This window comes from Lachnoanaerobaculum sp. Marseille-Q4761 (assembly GCF_017565785.1).
In the GTDB taxonomy this organism is placed as follows: Bacteria; Bacillota; Clostridia; order Lachnospirales; family Lachnospiraceae; genus Lachnoanaerobaculum.
Map to the genome: position 1 here is coordinate 101,004 of NZ_JAGEKB010000003.1, position 13,827 is coordinate 114,830.

Annotated in this window: 13 protein-coding genes and 1 pseudogene; 2 read left to right on the forward strand and 12 right to left on the reverse strand. The window is 35.4% G+C overall.

Annotation, left to right across the window (positions count from 1 at the left end):
• The first annotated feature begins 28 nt into the window (after positions 1–28).
• Entirely contained in the window at positions 29–1,300 is a 1,272-nt protein-coding gene (locus tag J4O15_RS11620) for an IS1380 family transposase (protein ID WP_208100885.1), read from the forward strand.
• A 635-nt stretch (positions 1,301–1,935) separates the two neighbouring features.
• Here the strand turns inward: J4O15_RS11620 and J4O15_RS11625 are convergent.
• Positions 1,936–2,415: pseudogene (locus J4O15_RS11625) on the reverse strand (ClbS/DfsB family four-helix bundle protein); the annotation flags it as partial.
• A gap of 150 nt (positions 2,416–2,565) precedes the next feature.
• Here J4O15_RS11625 and tnpA point away from each other — a divergent pair.
• The gene (tnpA, locus tag J4O15_RS11630) at positions 2,566–3,045 is read left to right on the forward strand and encodes an IS200/IS605 family transposase (protein WP_208100886.1); all 480 of its coding nucleotides are present in this window, start codon (positions 2,566–2,568) and stop codon (positions 3,043–3,045) included.
• A 199-nt stretch (positions 3,046–3,244) separates the two neighbouring features.
• Here the strand turns inward: tnpA and J4O15_RS11635 are convergent, their stop codons facing one another.
• The 11 genes from J4O15_RS11635 to thiW all read right to left on the reverse strand — a co-directional run bounded on the left by J4O15_RS11635 (position 3,245) and on the right by thiW (position 13,684).
• Positions 3,245–3,520, reverse strand: a complete 276-nt coding sequence (locus J4O15_RS11635; RefSeq protein ID WP_208100887.1) for a GyrI-like domain-containing protein — start codon at positions 3,518–3,520, stop codon at positions 3,245–3,247.
• A gap of 62 nt (positions 3,521–3,582) precedes the next feature.
• Positions 3,583–4,482: a helix-turn-helix transcriptional regulator gene (locus tag J4O15_RS11640; RefSeq protein ID WP_208100888.1), complete on the reverse strand. Its 900-nt coding sequence runs from the start codon at positions 4,480–4,482 to the stop codon at positions 3,583–3,585.
• Positions 4,483–4,722: 240 nt separating this feature from the next.
• Positions 4,723–5,157 (reverse strand): cytidine deaminase family protein, encoded by a 435-nt coding sequence (locus J4O15_RS11645; protein ID WP_208100889.1) that lies wholly within the window; start codon positions 5,155–5,157, stop codon positions 4,723–4,725.
• A 107-nt stretch (positions 5,158–5,264) separates the two neighbouring features.
• The gene (locus J4O15_RS11650; protein WP_208100890.1) at positions 5,265–6,137 is read right to left on the reverse strand and encodes a ketopantoate reductase family protein; all 873 of its coding nucleotides are present in this window, start codon (positions 6,135–6,137) and stop codon (positions 5,265–5,267) included.
• 199 nt (positions 6,138–6,336) lie between these two features.
• The gene (gene pflA, locus J4O15_RS11655) at positions 6,337–7,065 is read right to left on the reverse strand and encodes a pyruvate formate-lyase-activating protein (protein WP_208100891.1); all 729 of its coding nucleotides are present in this window, start codon (positions 7,063–7,065) and stop codon (positions 6,337–6,339) included.
• 211 nt (positions 7,066–7,276) lie between these two features.
• Complete coding sequence (gene pflB / locus J4O15_RS11660; protein WP_208100892.1) at positions 7,277–9,517, reverse strand: formate C-acetyltransferase; 2,241 nt, start codon at positions 9,515–9,517, stop codon at positions 7,277–7,279.
• A 205-nt stretch (positions 9,518–9,722) separates the two neighbouring features.
• The gene (gene cytX / locus J4O15_RS11665; protein ID WP_208100893.1) at positions 9,723–10,889 is read right to left on the reverse strand and encodes a putative hydroxymethylpyrimidine transporter CytX; all 1,167 of its coding nucleotides are present in this window, start codon (positions 10,887–10,889) and stop codon (positions 9,723–9,725) included.
• Positions 10,864–11,694 (reverse strand): bifunctional hydroxymethylpyrimidine kinase/phosphomethylpyrimidine kinase, encoded by an 831-nt coding sequence (gene thiD, locus J4O15_RS11670; protein ID WP_208100894.1) that lies wholly within the window; start codon positions 11,692–11,694, stop codon positions 10,864–10,866. The genes cytX and thiD overlap by 26 nt, the downstream gene beginning before the upstream one ends.
• A 28-nt stretch (positions 11,695–11,722) precedes the next feature.
• A complete protein-coding gene (gene thiE, locus J4O15_RS11675) occupies positions 11,723–12,358 on the reverse strand; it encodes a thiamine phosphate synthase (protein ID WP_208100895.1) in 636 nt (211 codons plus the stop codon).
• A complete protein-coding gene (thiM, locus tag J4O15_RS11680; protein WP_208100896.1) occupies positions 12,345–13,160 on the reverse strand; it encodes a hydroxyethylthiazole kinase in 816 nt (271 codons plus the stop codon). The genes thiE and thiM overlap by 14 nt, the downstream gene beginning before the upstream one ends.
• Complete coding sequence (gene thiW, locus J4O15_RS11685; RefSeq protein WP_208100897.1) at positions 13,154–13,684, reverse strand: energy coupling factor transporter S component ThiW; 531 nt, start codon at positions 13,682–13,684, stop codon at positions 13,154–13,156. Before thiW ends, thiM begins: the two co-directional genes overlap by 7 nt.
• Positions 13,685–13,827 lie beyond the last annotated feature (143 nt).

The following is a 13,827-nucleotide window of genomic DNA, read 5'->3' on the forward strand; positions in this document are numbered from 1 at the left end:
GATTAAGATGTAGAAGACAAGCTTACCCGTGTACAGTAACGATTTATCCTCCGATGCAGGCTTACTTCTTATAAAAGAATTCGTAAGTAAACTTGGCATTGACAAACTTTTCTGTAAATCATTTAAGACCAATGATTCTGCATTATTCCGTTATCACACTGATAAAGAAAACCTTCTTCAGATGATATATATGATCATTGCAGGCTATTTTGAAGATGATTCTTCAGATGAACTTACAAATGATCCTGTGTTTAAAGCAGTGCTAAATAAAGACACTTTAGCATCACAACCAACCATTTCAAGATTTCATAATCGAATGGATGAGGATTCGCTGAAACGGTTCCTTTCAATAAATCAAATTCTTCGAAAGAAAGTTTATAGCATTCAGATGCCGGAAGCTATCATTTTGGATTTGGACTCAACACTTCTTAATGCCTATGGCAAACAGGAAGGCAGAGCATTTAACTTCCACTATCAAAATAACGGTTACCATCCACTTGTTTGCTATGATGGAATCACAGGAGATTTGATTAAAATTCAGCTTCGTGACGGGACTCAGTATTCAAGCACAGGAGTTGTGGACTTTCTGCAGCCTATACTTGATGAATATCTTGAAGGTTTTCCGGAAATTAAACTTCTCCTTCGTGGAGATAGTGGCTTTGCAACACCCGGTTTATATAAACAGTGTGAAGAAAACGGTACCGGCTATGTAATTCGTTTGAAAGAAAATGCTATACTTCGTGATAAGGCATCATATCTTGTAGATGAACTTGATGAAATCACAAAAAACAACAAAGTAGATTATGCTGTGGTTTATGGTGACTTCATGTATCAGGCAGGTCCTTGGCCTTATGAAAGACGTGTTGTCTGTAAAGTTGAAAAGCCTGAAAACCAAATGACTTACATGTATACATTCATTGTTACAAACATGGAGTCATCCCCTGAATATCTTATCAAGTTCTATTGCAAAAGAGGCTTGATGGAAAACTTCATAAAGGAAAGTAAAACAGGTTTTGACTTTGCCTCTGTCAGCAGTCATACAAGGATTGTAAATGCCAACAGGCTTCAAATACATGCACTTGCTTATAATATATTTAATTGGTTTAGACGATTGGCATTATCTGCAAATATGCGAAAACAACGCATTGATACTGTCCGTCTAAAACTGCTAAAGATTGCTGCAAAAGTAATTCGTTCAGCAAGATATATGACATTCAAGCTGTGTAGCAGTTGCCCATATAAGGATGAGTTCTATGAGACTATATCCAATATCAGCAAGCTATGTATACAGCTTGAATAACAACTAATAATGAACCTTGAGAGCTTAATAACTACTCAAAAACACTACCTAGGGGAAGTCTGCCCATTTTTAGATGTATTAAGTCAGTTATAGCGTCATTGGTCAAGTTTAAAGATTTATAGCACGGTAATTAACTAAAATATTGTACCGTGAATAATTCAGGCTATATTTTGATTATATCACTTTTTCCATATTCTGTCATTAAATCAAGTTGAATATTCATCCACGTTATGCCCTGAAACAAACGGGCAAACTCCTTCAGCAAGAAGGTCTGGGCGTAGTATTCTCTCGCTCACTAACACTTAAAGTACCATCTTGGTATATGAAATTTTCAAGGTACAATCCCGACCATAAATTTATCAGGTTTTATTTTTGTTTTGTTCTTTTGAACCGGAGAAGGCTATTACCCCCTCTATCTATAAACCTTAAAAATGACACCCCTTGGTAACCCTTAATCCGAAAAAATAATCAAGAAAGTTTTGGGCATAAAAAAAGAAGGATAGGATCTTGCCTTTCCTTCTTAACAGTTGCATGTTAGATTGAGTATTGCTTCTATATATACAATATTTCACTTATCTAACTTTATTATGAAATATTTTCAGATATTCCAAGAGCACGATTGATTAAGTAAATTATTACTTGTAATTCTTTTGATGAGCTTTTAATTTTTTTATTGCCCAATCATAATGGCTTGCGGTTGCACTTACAAAATAAGAACCAAGTGTACTTCCTCCAACCCATTTATATACACATTTTGAAAAGAGTTCTTCGTTTGTAAAGGTTTCAGCCAACTGTAAAACATCGCTATGGGATTTATGAAACATTTTAGTTGCTTCTTCAAGAGAAGTCTTTTGATGTTTTTTCCAAAATTCCACATTCATATCCCCGTAGGTCTTCCAATTATAAGGATATGGTAAAAACGGTTTCTCTTCGCCCTTTTGGTTGGAATGTACCCAATTCAAAACAAGCTGATGCCATTCATAGAGATGGATTAAAACATCTCTTAGATTCTTATCTCTTTTCCAATGGGCTTCTTTTTTCTTTTCATCTTTTGAAAAGTCAAACGGTGTATTTAACTCTTCCTCAGTCATTTTTGAGATAAATTCATTTAATTGTTAGGGCAAGGCCCTGTTCTCGCAAGAGAACAAATAAACCACCTGCTATGCGGGTGGTTGAAATAGCTTTAGCGTTATGTGAAAAACCCCCAAATTTGATATAATATAAAAGGTTCGCCAACCAATAAATATATCAAAGGGGGTATCCAAATGGATAGTAATAGTTTATCACATACATCATGGAATTGTAAGTATCATATAGTATTTGCACCAAAATATAGAAGAAAGATAATATATGGAGAGCTAAAGCAGGATATAGCAAATATATTGAGCATGTTATGTAAAAGAAAAGAAGTACATATAGTGGAAGCAGAAGTATGTCCGGATCACATACATATGCTGGTAGAGATTCCGCCAAAAATGAGTGTATCAGATTTTGTAGGATATATAAAAGGAAAAAGTACACTAATGATATTTGAAAGACATGCAAATCTAAAATACAAGTATGGGAATAGACATTTTTGGTGTAGGGGATATTATGTAGATACGGTAGGAAAAAATGCAAAAAAGATAGAAGAATACATAAGAAACCAGCTAAATGAAGATATGGTATATGACCAAATGAGTATGAAAGAATACATAGACCCGTTTACGGGTGAGCCGGTAATAAAAAGCAATAAGAAAAAATAAGCCCAAGGGGCTAAGCAAGTAAATGATGTGCGGTTGGCGAACTTTCGATGAGTCTTTAGACTCAAGCGCAGGCAAAGAGCCCTTATAGGGCGAAACAACAAACCACCGGCTTAGCCGGTGGTACTGATTTTTCATAGTTTTCTTTGGCTGCAGCCATTAAATCATTTTTTGTCATTGGTCTTGACATAACAAATTCCTCCTATTTCAATGAATATCTTAATATGGTTTTTTGTTTTTCTTCTGATGTCATGTTTTTATTACTTAAAAATATTTCTTTATGAAAATCACCTATTCTTGTAAGATCAAGTTTTCTTGCAAATTCATCCATCTGTTCAAATGATTTCGGCTCATCATCATAACTTCCAACATGTAAAATCTGAATAGATTTACCCTCTTCTATTTTTCTAAAACTTATCTCATCATACAATGCGTCAGGCTTTTTCTTTTTTATATTCTCAAGTGCCTTTGTGAACATCTCTTGTGTAATAAAATCAGGTTGTTTAATCTATTATACAGGAGAATACTTGACACCATTTGTCAATTTATATATTTTTTTGACATTTTATCTATCATTTCTTTAATATTCATTCGTATCTCTTTCGGCTCTAATACTTCTGCCCCGTCTCCAAAAGAAAAAATATAATTATATAGGCTATAATCATTTGGAATTTCTATTTCAGTATATAAATTTCCGTCACTATCTTCTATAATTTCTCTGTTTAACTCATCATATACCCTGAAAGCAACCTTACGGTCAAACTTAACTTTTATATGCACTGTATTCTCATGTTGCATTTCTTTTTTGAGTATTACATCTTCAAAGCTGTCATCAAACTTTTCGGTATGTATTTCCAATTTTTTTATCCTCGATAATTTAAAATATCTAAAATCATTTCTGAGCAAACAGAAAGCATATAGATACCAATCCTGACTCTTAAAAAATAATCTCACAGGTTTAACACTTCTGTTGGTTTCTTTTTCATTGCTGCTAAAGTATGTGAATGAAACCATGTTTTTACTTAAAATTGCAGATTTGATACCGTTAAAAGTTTTTTCATGCAACTTATTATTTTGCCAATTATTAAAATCAACTTCTATCCAGTTGGTGTTTTTCATCTTAAAAAGTGCGGAAAGTTTTGTAAGAAGCTCATTCTCATGTTGTATTGCGGTATTATCCAGTCCCTGAAGAGCTGACATAATTTGCTGTTTTTCGTTTTCAGAAAGAAGTGATTTACTAAGAACAAAATCTTTGTCAATTTCTATCCCACCGCCCTTTCCCTGCAACGCATAGATGGGAATACCGGCACTGCCGATGGAGTCAATATCTCTATAAATTGTTCTGATCGATACTTCAAATTTATCTGCAAGCTCACTTGCTGTAACTTTTCCTTTTTCTAAAACATAATACAGTATCCTAAATAGTCTATTATCTTTCATCGCCTCAATCTCCTACAATTATTATACCACAATAACTTGACTTCAGTTGTCATATTATGTTTTTTAAATTATGACAGCACTACTTATCTCCCTTATTTATATTTATAAAATTAATCAAATTCCAATTCTCACAAAGCCCTCTCATGTAATTTTTTCTAATAAAAGACGATAGATGTTTTAATTTCTATCGCCTTATATCTTCAGTATTTAGTTTTGTTCAGATAAGCAAAACCGGAGCTATTAAAGTTCCTTTGCTTTTGCGTAGCGTTCTTTTCCCCACCAATTAGGCATTAATTCCTTCAAGGTTATTGTTTCTCTCTTTTCATAATCTATCATGATTTCCATATCTTCATTTTCTTCGTTTAACTGATAAAGAAATTCTCTGCATGCTCCACAAGGCATTCCGCTTCCACCTCCATTAGGAGCCGAATCACGAAATGCTATCAGCCGTTTAATCTTTGTCTGAGAGCTATTTACATACATATTAAGAGCTGCCACCCTTTCTGCACATAGATTCAGTACTCCGCTACAACTCTCAATGCAAAAACCAACAAAGATTTCTCCATTCTCTGCTTCCAAAGCACATACCACATGGTGAGCATATACAAAGGGAGAAGTATCTTCCGGATGATACTGCTCCTTTGCTCTTTCATACATTTTTTCCCAAATATCCACCAAAATACCTCCAATAACAACAGAATTTATAGATTTAATATAATCGAATTTTTTGTAAATTTATTTAGATAATCCTCCGTTTTTTAGTTTTTTTATTGTAAGATAAATCATCTCAACATATACCCATAAAACTCCCTATGCAGCCTTATCATCTCATTCCTTGCCTTCATTGAATGACGGTACATAAATTTATCGCCGAAACTGCTTTTAAATAAAAAACTTAGCGCAAAAGTCAATATCTTAACAGGTACTATTATAAATACATTAAGTTTCCAAGGTGAAATCTCTCCCAAATCTTTTTTCAAAAAGATAAAATTCCTTTTTAATCTTTTTGCTGTTCTTTGCATTATATCTTTTTCAAGTCCAACCTCTTTAGGACAAACGGCTTCATAATATGCATCTGCAATAGGTATTACCATTGCCAGATGACAAAGTTGCCATTTATGCATATCTTTTATTTCCTGATAGGGAATTTTTGATTTTTTAAATATTTGAGCAAGATATTTGCTTCTTTTGGTCTTTACACCTGTGATTTCTCCAAATGTTGTCGGCTGTATAAATCTTGGAATAAGTGAAGCATCCAGTATATCATCCGTGATGCTGCCCCCTGCTCCCGGAAATGCCGGAAGTATCCTGCCCTTTCCTGCTATTTTCTCAAGTTCTCTATATTCAAAGAGGTTGTTCACCATAGTTACTATGCATTTACTTTTATTTGTTCTTAGTTCCGTCAATGCTTTTTTTAGCTGATTGTTTCTGACTGTCAGGAAAATAAAATCATAAATATCAGTGTCTGAAAGTTTTGAACATAGCTTAACTTTCGCCTTTTTGATATTTTTATTTTCTAAATATAACAGCCCCTTTTCTCTTAGCTTTTCCAATCTGTAACCTCTTGCATAGATGCTGACATCATAACCTGCATTGGCAAAAAGTACTGCATATAATGAACCTATTACACCGGCCCCATATATTAATATTCTCATATTGCTTTGATGTCCTCTCCTCCATAAAATATCTGATTCATATACCATATAATTACTGTTATTCATCGCTCTTTAATTTAAAAATATTTTACCACTAATCTTGCTTGAATAAAATCTAATAAATGGTAAACCAATGTTTTTATAAAGCTTGGACTTTTCAAATGTGATAAGTCGGATATTATTAAAAAATACTGCTATATCATCCGTTCAATATTCTATTTGCATTCTCCACTCTTTGTGCTGTAGGTGGTGCTATTCCATCAAGCTTATATTCAATACCCAGATTATCCCATTTATGCCTTCCAAGTGTGTGGTATGGTAAAACCTCCACCTTTTCCACATTTTTTAAACCGGAAATAAATTCTCTAAGCTTAATTAAATCCTCATCATAATCGCTTCTCTCAGGTACCAGTACATGGCGTATCCACATCTTTTTTCCCATTTCATCCATGGTTTTTGCCATTTCCAAAATATAGTCATTTTTCATACCGGTGATAATCTCATGCCTTTTATTATTTATTTCCTTTATATCAAGCATTATAAGATCCGTGTACTCCATCAAAGTTTTAAACTTTTTCAAAAATTTTGTATCTTTTCTGAAAGGACCTCCGGCAGTATCAAGGCAGGTATTTACACCGTTTTCTTTGCATATTTTAAAAAGTTCAGTCACAAAATCTATCTGTAATAATGGCTCTCCGCCACTTACCGTAATCCCGCCATGATCTTTCCAATATGGCCTATATCTTATTGCCTTTTCAAATACCTCCTGAGCAGTCATTACTTGATTTTCATTAGTTGACCAGGTATCGGGATTATGACAGAACTGACATCTCATAGGACATCCCTGAACAAATACCACAAATCTTACTCCGGGACCGTCTACCAGCCCGAATGTTTCAAATGAATGTATATTTCCTCTTACTTCCATATATCCTCCCTTAAGTAATATTTATAAAATACTTTTATAATACTTATATTGCGAAAACTATACCGGTAAAAGTCGAAAACTTATCTGATTGCAGTCGGGCACTCTGACAACCGGATAAGTTTTTCGCTTTATCAATATCAATAGTTTTTTAGGCTAATATATTTTCAGTATTATATTCTTAATTTACCACCGCCTTGGTTAAAACAATTTCTTATAATCTTTCATGGCATGTTCTTGCTATAACATCCAGCTGCTGCTCTCTTGTGAGGTCAATGAACTTCACGGCATAACCTGATACTCTGATTGTAAAGTTAGCGTACTCTTCCTTTTCAGGATGCTCCATAGCATCTATAAGCTTTTCCGTTCCGAATACATTCACATTTAAATGATGTGCACCCTGGTCAAAGTATCCGTCCATTACCTGAGCGAGATTTTTCTTTTGCTCATCCTCTCCATGTCCGAGTGCCGAAGGATTGATGGTCTGTGTATTTGAAATACCGTCAAGTGCGTACTCATATGGCAGCTTTGTAAGGGAATTAAGTGAAGCTAAAAGTCCGTTCTTTTCTGCGCCATAGCTTGGATTTGCTCCCGGTGCCAGCGGCTCTCCTGCTTTTCTTCCGTCAGGCATACTTCCTGTAGCCTTACCATATACTACATTTGAGGTAATTGTAAGTATGGATGTTGTAGCCTCAGAATTTCTGTAAGTATGTCTTTTCTTTATTTTTGTAAGGAAGGTCTTTAAAAGCCATACCGCAATATCATCAGCTCTGTCATCATCATTTCCAAATCTTGGGAAATCTCCTGTGGTCTCATAGTCAACAACTATACCGTTTTCATCACGAACAGTCTTTACCTTGGCATATTTTATAGCACAAAGCGAATCTACCACATGTGAAAATCCTGCAATTCCTGTTGCAAATGTTCTTCTTACATCTGTATCAATAAGTGCCATCTCGGCAGCTTCATAATAATATTTATCATGCATATATTGAATCAGATTTAATGTGTTTACATAAAGTCCTGCAAGCCAGTCCATCATTACGTCATACCTTTGCATAACCTCATCATAATCAAGAAACTCTGATGTAATAGGTCTGTATGCCGGTCCTACCTGCTCCTTTGTCTTTGCATCCACACCACCGTTAACAGCATAGAGCAGACATTTTGCAAGATTTGCTCTGGCTCCAAAAAACTGCATTTCCTTTCCGGTTTCCGTTGCTGATACACAGCAGCAGATAGAATAATCATCACCCCATACCGGACGCATTACATCATCATTTTCATACTGTACAGAACTTGTTCTTATAGAAATTGCTGATGCATATTCTTTGAAAGCTTTCGGCAATCTGCTTGAGTAAAGCACTGTTAAGTTAGGCTCAGGTGAAGGTCCCATATTCTCAAGGGTATGTAAGAATCTGAAATCATTCTTTGTAACCATTGATCTGCCGTCCATACCAAGTCCTGCCACCTCAAGTGTTGCCCAGACCGGATCTCCTGAGAACAGTTGATTATATGAGGGAACTCTTGCAAATTTTACCATTCTGAATTTCATTACTATATGGTCGATAAGCTCCTGTGCCTCACTCTCAGTAATCTTGCCTGCTTTTAAATCTCTTTCGATATAGATATCAAGGAATGTGGATATTCTTCCGACACTCATTGCCGCACCGTTTTGTGTTTTAATAGCTGCAAGGTATCCGAAGTATAGCCACTGTACAGCCTCTCTTGCATCCTTAGCCGGCTTTGAAATATCATACCCGTATGCAGCTGCCATTTCCTTCATCTGCTTTAGAGCTCCTATCTGCATACCAAGCTCATCCCTTAGTCGGATTATTTCATCAAGCATTGTGTCGTCACCGCAGTTTTTTAAATCCTCCTGCTTTTTTTCTATAAGGAAATCAATTCCATATAAAGCCACTCTTCTATAATCACCGACAATTCTTCCTCTGCCATAGGTATCAGGCAGACCTGTAATAATTTTATTATGTCTTGCGGCATGCATCTCATCTGTATATGCCTCAAAAACCGCCTGATTATGAGTTCTGTGATATTCTGTAAATATCTTATGGAACTTTTCATTTGTCTGATATCCATAAGTACTTGCAGCCTGTTCAGCCATCTTTATACCGCCAAAAGGCATAAATGCTCTTTTTAGAGGTTTATCGGTTTGAAGTCCCACCACCTTTTCAAGATCCTTCAACTCCTCATTTATATATCCGGGGCCATAGGCTGTAAGTGTGGAAACAATCTCGGTTTCCATATCGAGTACTCCGCCCTTTGCTCTCTCCTCTTTTTGAAGTTTTGAAAGTTCTCCCCAAAGCTTATTTGTAGCTTCGGTAGGTCCCTCCAGAAAGCTTTCGTCACCGTCGTATATTGTATAATTATTTTGTATAAAATCACGCACATCTACATCATCACGCCATTTTCTACCTTTAAAACCATCCCAGCACATAAGTACCTCCTTATATAATAAACAAATCAGTTAGGTTTTACTAACCTCTTTATAGCTTGATAATATCACCATTAAGTTTAATATTCAAGGGATATTTGTTAATTTTTTCTCATGTTCTCCATAAAAAACAATCCCTAGTGAAATACTAGGGATTGTACTAATATTTATACATTTTATAAACTTTTAGTATCAAGAAATACTCATACTACTGCTTTTTTATAAAGATTTTATTCACCAAAACACAGATAATCATTGTTATCAACATATCGGGTATTGTACTTCCTATCGGTGTATCTATCTTTATTAAGATACGATATATTATAAAACCTGCAAGCCATATAAAAATATTTGACATGGCAAATTTTTCTTTTTCATGCCCTGCCTTTAATATAAAGAAATCAACTATCTGTATTGATATCATAGGTGCAAAAACCGATCCTATAAGATATAAAAAAGATGTTATATCATCCATTGGTACAAGGATGGCACCTGCTGTACCTATAATTGTAACTGCTACAGCCACCCATTTACCCGGTATTTTCTCCATAATTGATTCTGTGGAAACTCCGGCTGAATATGCATCAAGAAATGTTGTGGTTACTGTAGAAAGAACTACTATTAAAAGACCTACTATGCCAAGCCCCGCCTTTAGAAGTATCTGTGCAATATCTGATTCCATTGTAAATAATGCGGCACTCATACCTATAATATACATCCATGTACTCACAAGCCCATAGATAATACTGCTTGCTGCTGTAGCTTTTACAGGTTCCTTTGCCTCCTTTGTATAATCACTGATTAAAGGAAGCCATGAAAGAGGCATTGCCACAGAAAGTTCAAGTGCCGCACCGAAACTCATACTTTCATCAGAACCTTCTAAGGATATGCCACCTCTAAAAATAATAAAACTCAGTATAATAGTCATTATAAATAATGCCGACATTGCTATTATATTTATCTTACCCAGATTTTTAATACCTATAAGTATCCATAATAATATAAGTCCGCCTATAATAAGACACCATATTATATGACCTATATTTAATATCCCCTGTGTTGCCAGTGCTCCGTCATAAATCATTATTCCAGTCCAGCCGACCAATTGCAACACATTCAATATTGCAAAGAATAAACTGCCTTTGTTTCCAAAGCTCATCTTTACTGTTTCCATTGCACTTTTTTCAGTCTTTGCTCCTATAAGTCCTGCCAAAAAGAGCAATCCACAGCCTATTATATGTCCAAGTACTATGGCAAGTATACCTTTTAAAAATCCTAAAGAGGCAAAATAGGTTCCCGTTAAAATCTCAGCTATGGAAACCGCCGCCCCAAACCAAATCAATCCGTTTTCAAATACTGAAGTACGCTTGTTCATACTTACTCTCCTTTACATACTCGCCTCCAAGATTAAAGGCATGATTCATAGGGCCGCTTCCCTTTCCCAAATCAAGCATGGCAAGCAATGCACCTGATATATAATCCTTTGCCTTTCTCACCGAATCTTCCAATGTATACCCCTTGGCAAGATTTGAAGCTATAGCTGATGACAGGGTGCAGCCTGTGCCATGTGTATTCGGATTATTTATATGTTCCCCAAAAAACCACATTTCTTTTCCATTCTCATATAATAAATCATTGGCGTCATTTATACTGTGTCCCCCTTTTAACAGTACTGCGCAACCATGATTTTCATAAATTATTTTTGCGGCATCAAGCATAGTCTTATCATCTTTAATGCTTATTCCCGAAAGCACCTCTGCTTCCAATATATTTGGAGTTATAACTCTCGCAAGAGGAAAGAGCCTTCCCTTTAACTCTTTAAGTGCACTGCTTTCCATAAGCTTTGAACCGCTTGTAGCCACCATTACCGGATCAAGTACTATATTTTTAGCCTTAAACTTGATAAACTCACAGGCAATAGCCTCTACAATCTCTGCTGATGATACCATACCTATCTTTATCGCATCAGGATAAATATCTTCAAAAACCGTCTCCATCTGCTTTTTTACAAAATCCGGCTCTATATTTACAATACCTGTCACACCTGTTGTATTTTGTGCAGTCAATGCAGTAATTACACTCATTGCATATACACCGTTGGCAGTCATGGTTTTGATATCCGCCTGGATACCTGCACCACCGCTGCAATCACTCCCCGCTATCGTTAGCGCTGTTCTCATAAATAATCTCCCCGCTTATAAAATTTACTTAAAATAATTCTTTTATAAGAATATCAAGTTCCTTTGTTGCACTGCCTATATCTTTTGCTCCGAATATAGCAGATATAACAGCAACTCCGTCTATTTTACTACCCTTAAGTTTTAATATATTATCTTTGTTTATTCCGCCTATTGCTACTTTGGGTATGCTTACAGCCTCACATATTGATTTTAATTTTTCATATGAAACCTGCATAACATCATTTTTAGTTGATGTATTAAAAACCGCCCCTATACCGATATAATCCGCACCGTTTTTCTCTGCCGCTCTTGCCTCTTTTACAGTATGGGCGGACACCCCTATTATCATTTTTTCACCTACAAGAGAGCGTACCTTTTTGATATCCATATCATCCTGTCCTATATGTATACCGTCCGCATTTGATGCTATTGCAACATTAACATTATCATTTACTATAAAAGGAATATTGTACTTCTTACAAAGAGCCGCTGTCTTTTTAGCCTCTTTTATAAATTCATCTTCATCAAGATTTTTTTCCCTGAGTTGTAGGCAGCTTACACCGTTTTTTAAAGCCTCTTCTATCTGCTCATAAAGGGATTTTTCTCCTGTCCATGACCTATCCGTTATTGCATATAAATGCATATGTTTTTTATTTAATTTCATATCTTGCTCCCTTTTGCAAATCCTCAGGAGTCAGATTATATACTGCATCTATCAAATAATTTCTATAGCTGCTGTTACCGTCCGATTCGCCCATACGAAGTTTGGCTGTTTCTCCGCATAATCCCATTGCACAGACACAGGCAAGGGCAGCAGATAATATATTCTGTTTGTTGACACTTATATAAGCTGCCATCATAGCGGAAAGTTGGCATCCACTGCCGGTTATCCTGCTCATCATCTTATCACCATTGTATATACAATAGGCTTTCTCACCATCGGTCACTATATCTATTGCTGAGGTTATCACTATTGCCGCAGATGTTTTTTTTGCAAATTCTTTTGCAAAATCAACTATCGTGTCAAGATTTTCCTTATTGATAAAATCTATTGAATCAACTCCCCTTGTATAGCTTTTCCCAAATGCAAGACCTTTGATTTCTGATAAATTCCCCCTTATTACACTAAAATCCACTTGTTCCAAGAGTTCTTTTGCAGTATCCGTTCTAAGTCTTGATACACCGACTCCTACGGGATCAAGCACTATAGGATGATCTAATTCATTTGATTTTTTTCCTGCTGCAAGCATTGCAGGTATTGTTCTTTTATTTAATGTGCCTATATTTATATTAAGCCCTGAACATATCGAAGTGATTTCTTCAACCTCCTCTATTTCATCAGCCATTATAGGACTTGCACCACATGCAAGCAGTATATTTGCACAATCATTTGATGTCACATAATTTGTTATATTATGTATCAGAGGTGATTTGCTCCTTACATTTTCAAGCATCTCTTTTAACATATTTTCCTCTGACTCTTCTCTATTTGAAATTGTGACAGGATATTTGTTTTTAATATTGAATAAAGTAAACTTCCTGCTATTATGCTTCCTGCAAATGTGGATATAAAGAATGGAATAATATAGGCATAAAATACTATATCTTTCATATTTTTCCCCATTATAAATATCGCTACAGGATATGCACAAAGTCCACCAAGTATTGCAGTACCGAATACCTCTGCAAAAAGTGTCGGGAGAAGTTTTTTTGTTTTATAGTACATAATGCCGCAAAGCAAAGCTCCAAACATACTTCCCGGAAATGCCATAGGGCTTCCGATACCAAGAAGATTTCTGATAAGACTTGCACCGAATGCTACACCCACTCCATAAACAGGTCCGAGTAATACTGCACATAGGATATTTATCATATGCTGAATAGGTGCACATTTACTTCCCAGAACCGGAAATGAGAAAAGGCTTCCTACAACTGCCAGCGCACATAATAAACCGGCAATACATAACTTTTTGATACTACTTTCCTTCATAGTAATCCTCCTAAAATAAAATTTATGCCTATACAAATATTGCAATAGAAGTCAATTTATAATAACTTTATCAGCTTTAGGGAAATTATAGATTTAGAAGAAATGATATTGCAGCTTTTAATTTTGCAATAAAAAATGAGATA

Bases quoted from the DNA above. Each gene is read 5' to 3' on its own strand.
- thiD (WP_208100894.1), bottom strand. From the start codon at position 11,694: ATGAGAACAGCGCTAACGATAGCGGGGAGTGATTGCAGCGGTGGTGCA.
- J4O15_RS11635 (WP_208100887.1), bottom strand. From the start codon at position 3,520: ATGTTCACAAAGGCACTTGAGAATATAAAAAAGAAAAAGCCTGACGCA.
- tnpA (WP_208100886.1), top strand. From the start codon at position 2,566: ATGGATAGTAATAGTTTATCACATACATCATGGAATTGTAAGTATCAT.
- thiE (WP_208100895.1), bottom strand. From the start codon at position 12,358: ATGAAATTAAATAAAAAACATATGCATTTATATGCAATAACGGATAGG.
- pflB (WP_208100892.1), bottom strand. From the start codon at position 9,517: ATGTGCTGGGATGGTTTTAAAGGTAGAAAATGGCGTGATGATGTAGAT.
- cytX (WP_208100893.1), bottom strand. From the start codon at position 10,889: ATGAACAAGCGTACTTCAGTATTTGAAAACGGATTGATTTGGTTTGGG.
- J4O15_RS11650 (WP_208100890.1), bottom strand. From the start codon at position 6,137: ATGAGAATATTAATATATGGGGCCGGTGTAATAGGTTCATTATATGCA.
- pflA (WP_208100891.1), bottom strand. From the start codon at position 7,065: ATGGAAGTAAGAGGAAATATACATTCATTTGAAACATTCGGGCTGGTA.
- J4O15_RS11640 (WP_208100888.1), bottom strand. From the start codon at position 4,482: ATGAAAGATAATAGACTATTTAGGATACTGTATTATGTTTTAGAAAAA.
- thiM (WP_208100896.1), bottom strand. From the start codon at position 13,160: ATGTTAAAAGAGATGCTTGAAAATGTAAGGAGCAAATCACCTCTGATA.
- thiW (WP_208100897.1), bottom strand. From the start codon at position 13,684: ATGAAGGAAAGTAGTATCAAAAAGTTATGTATTGCCGGTTTATTATGT.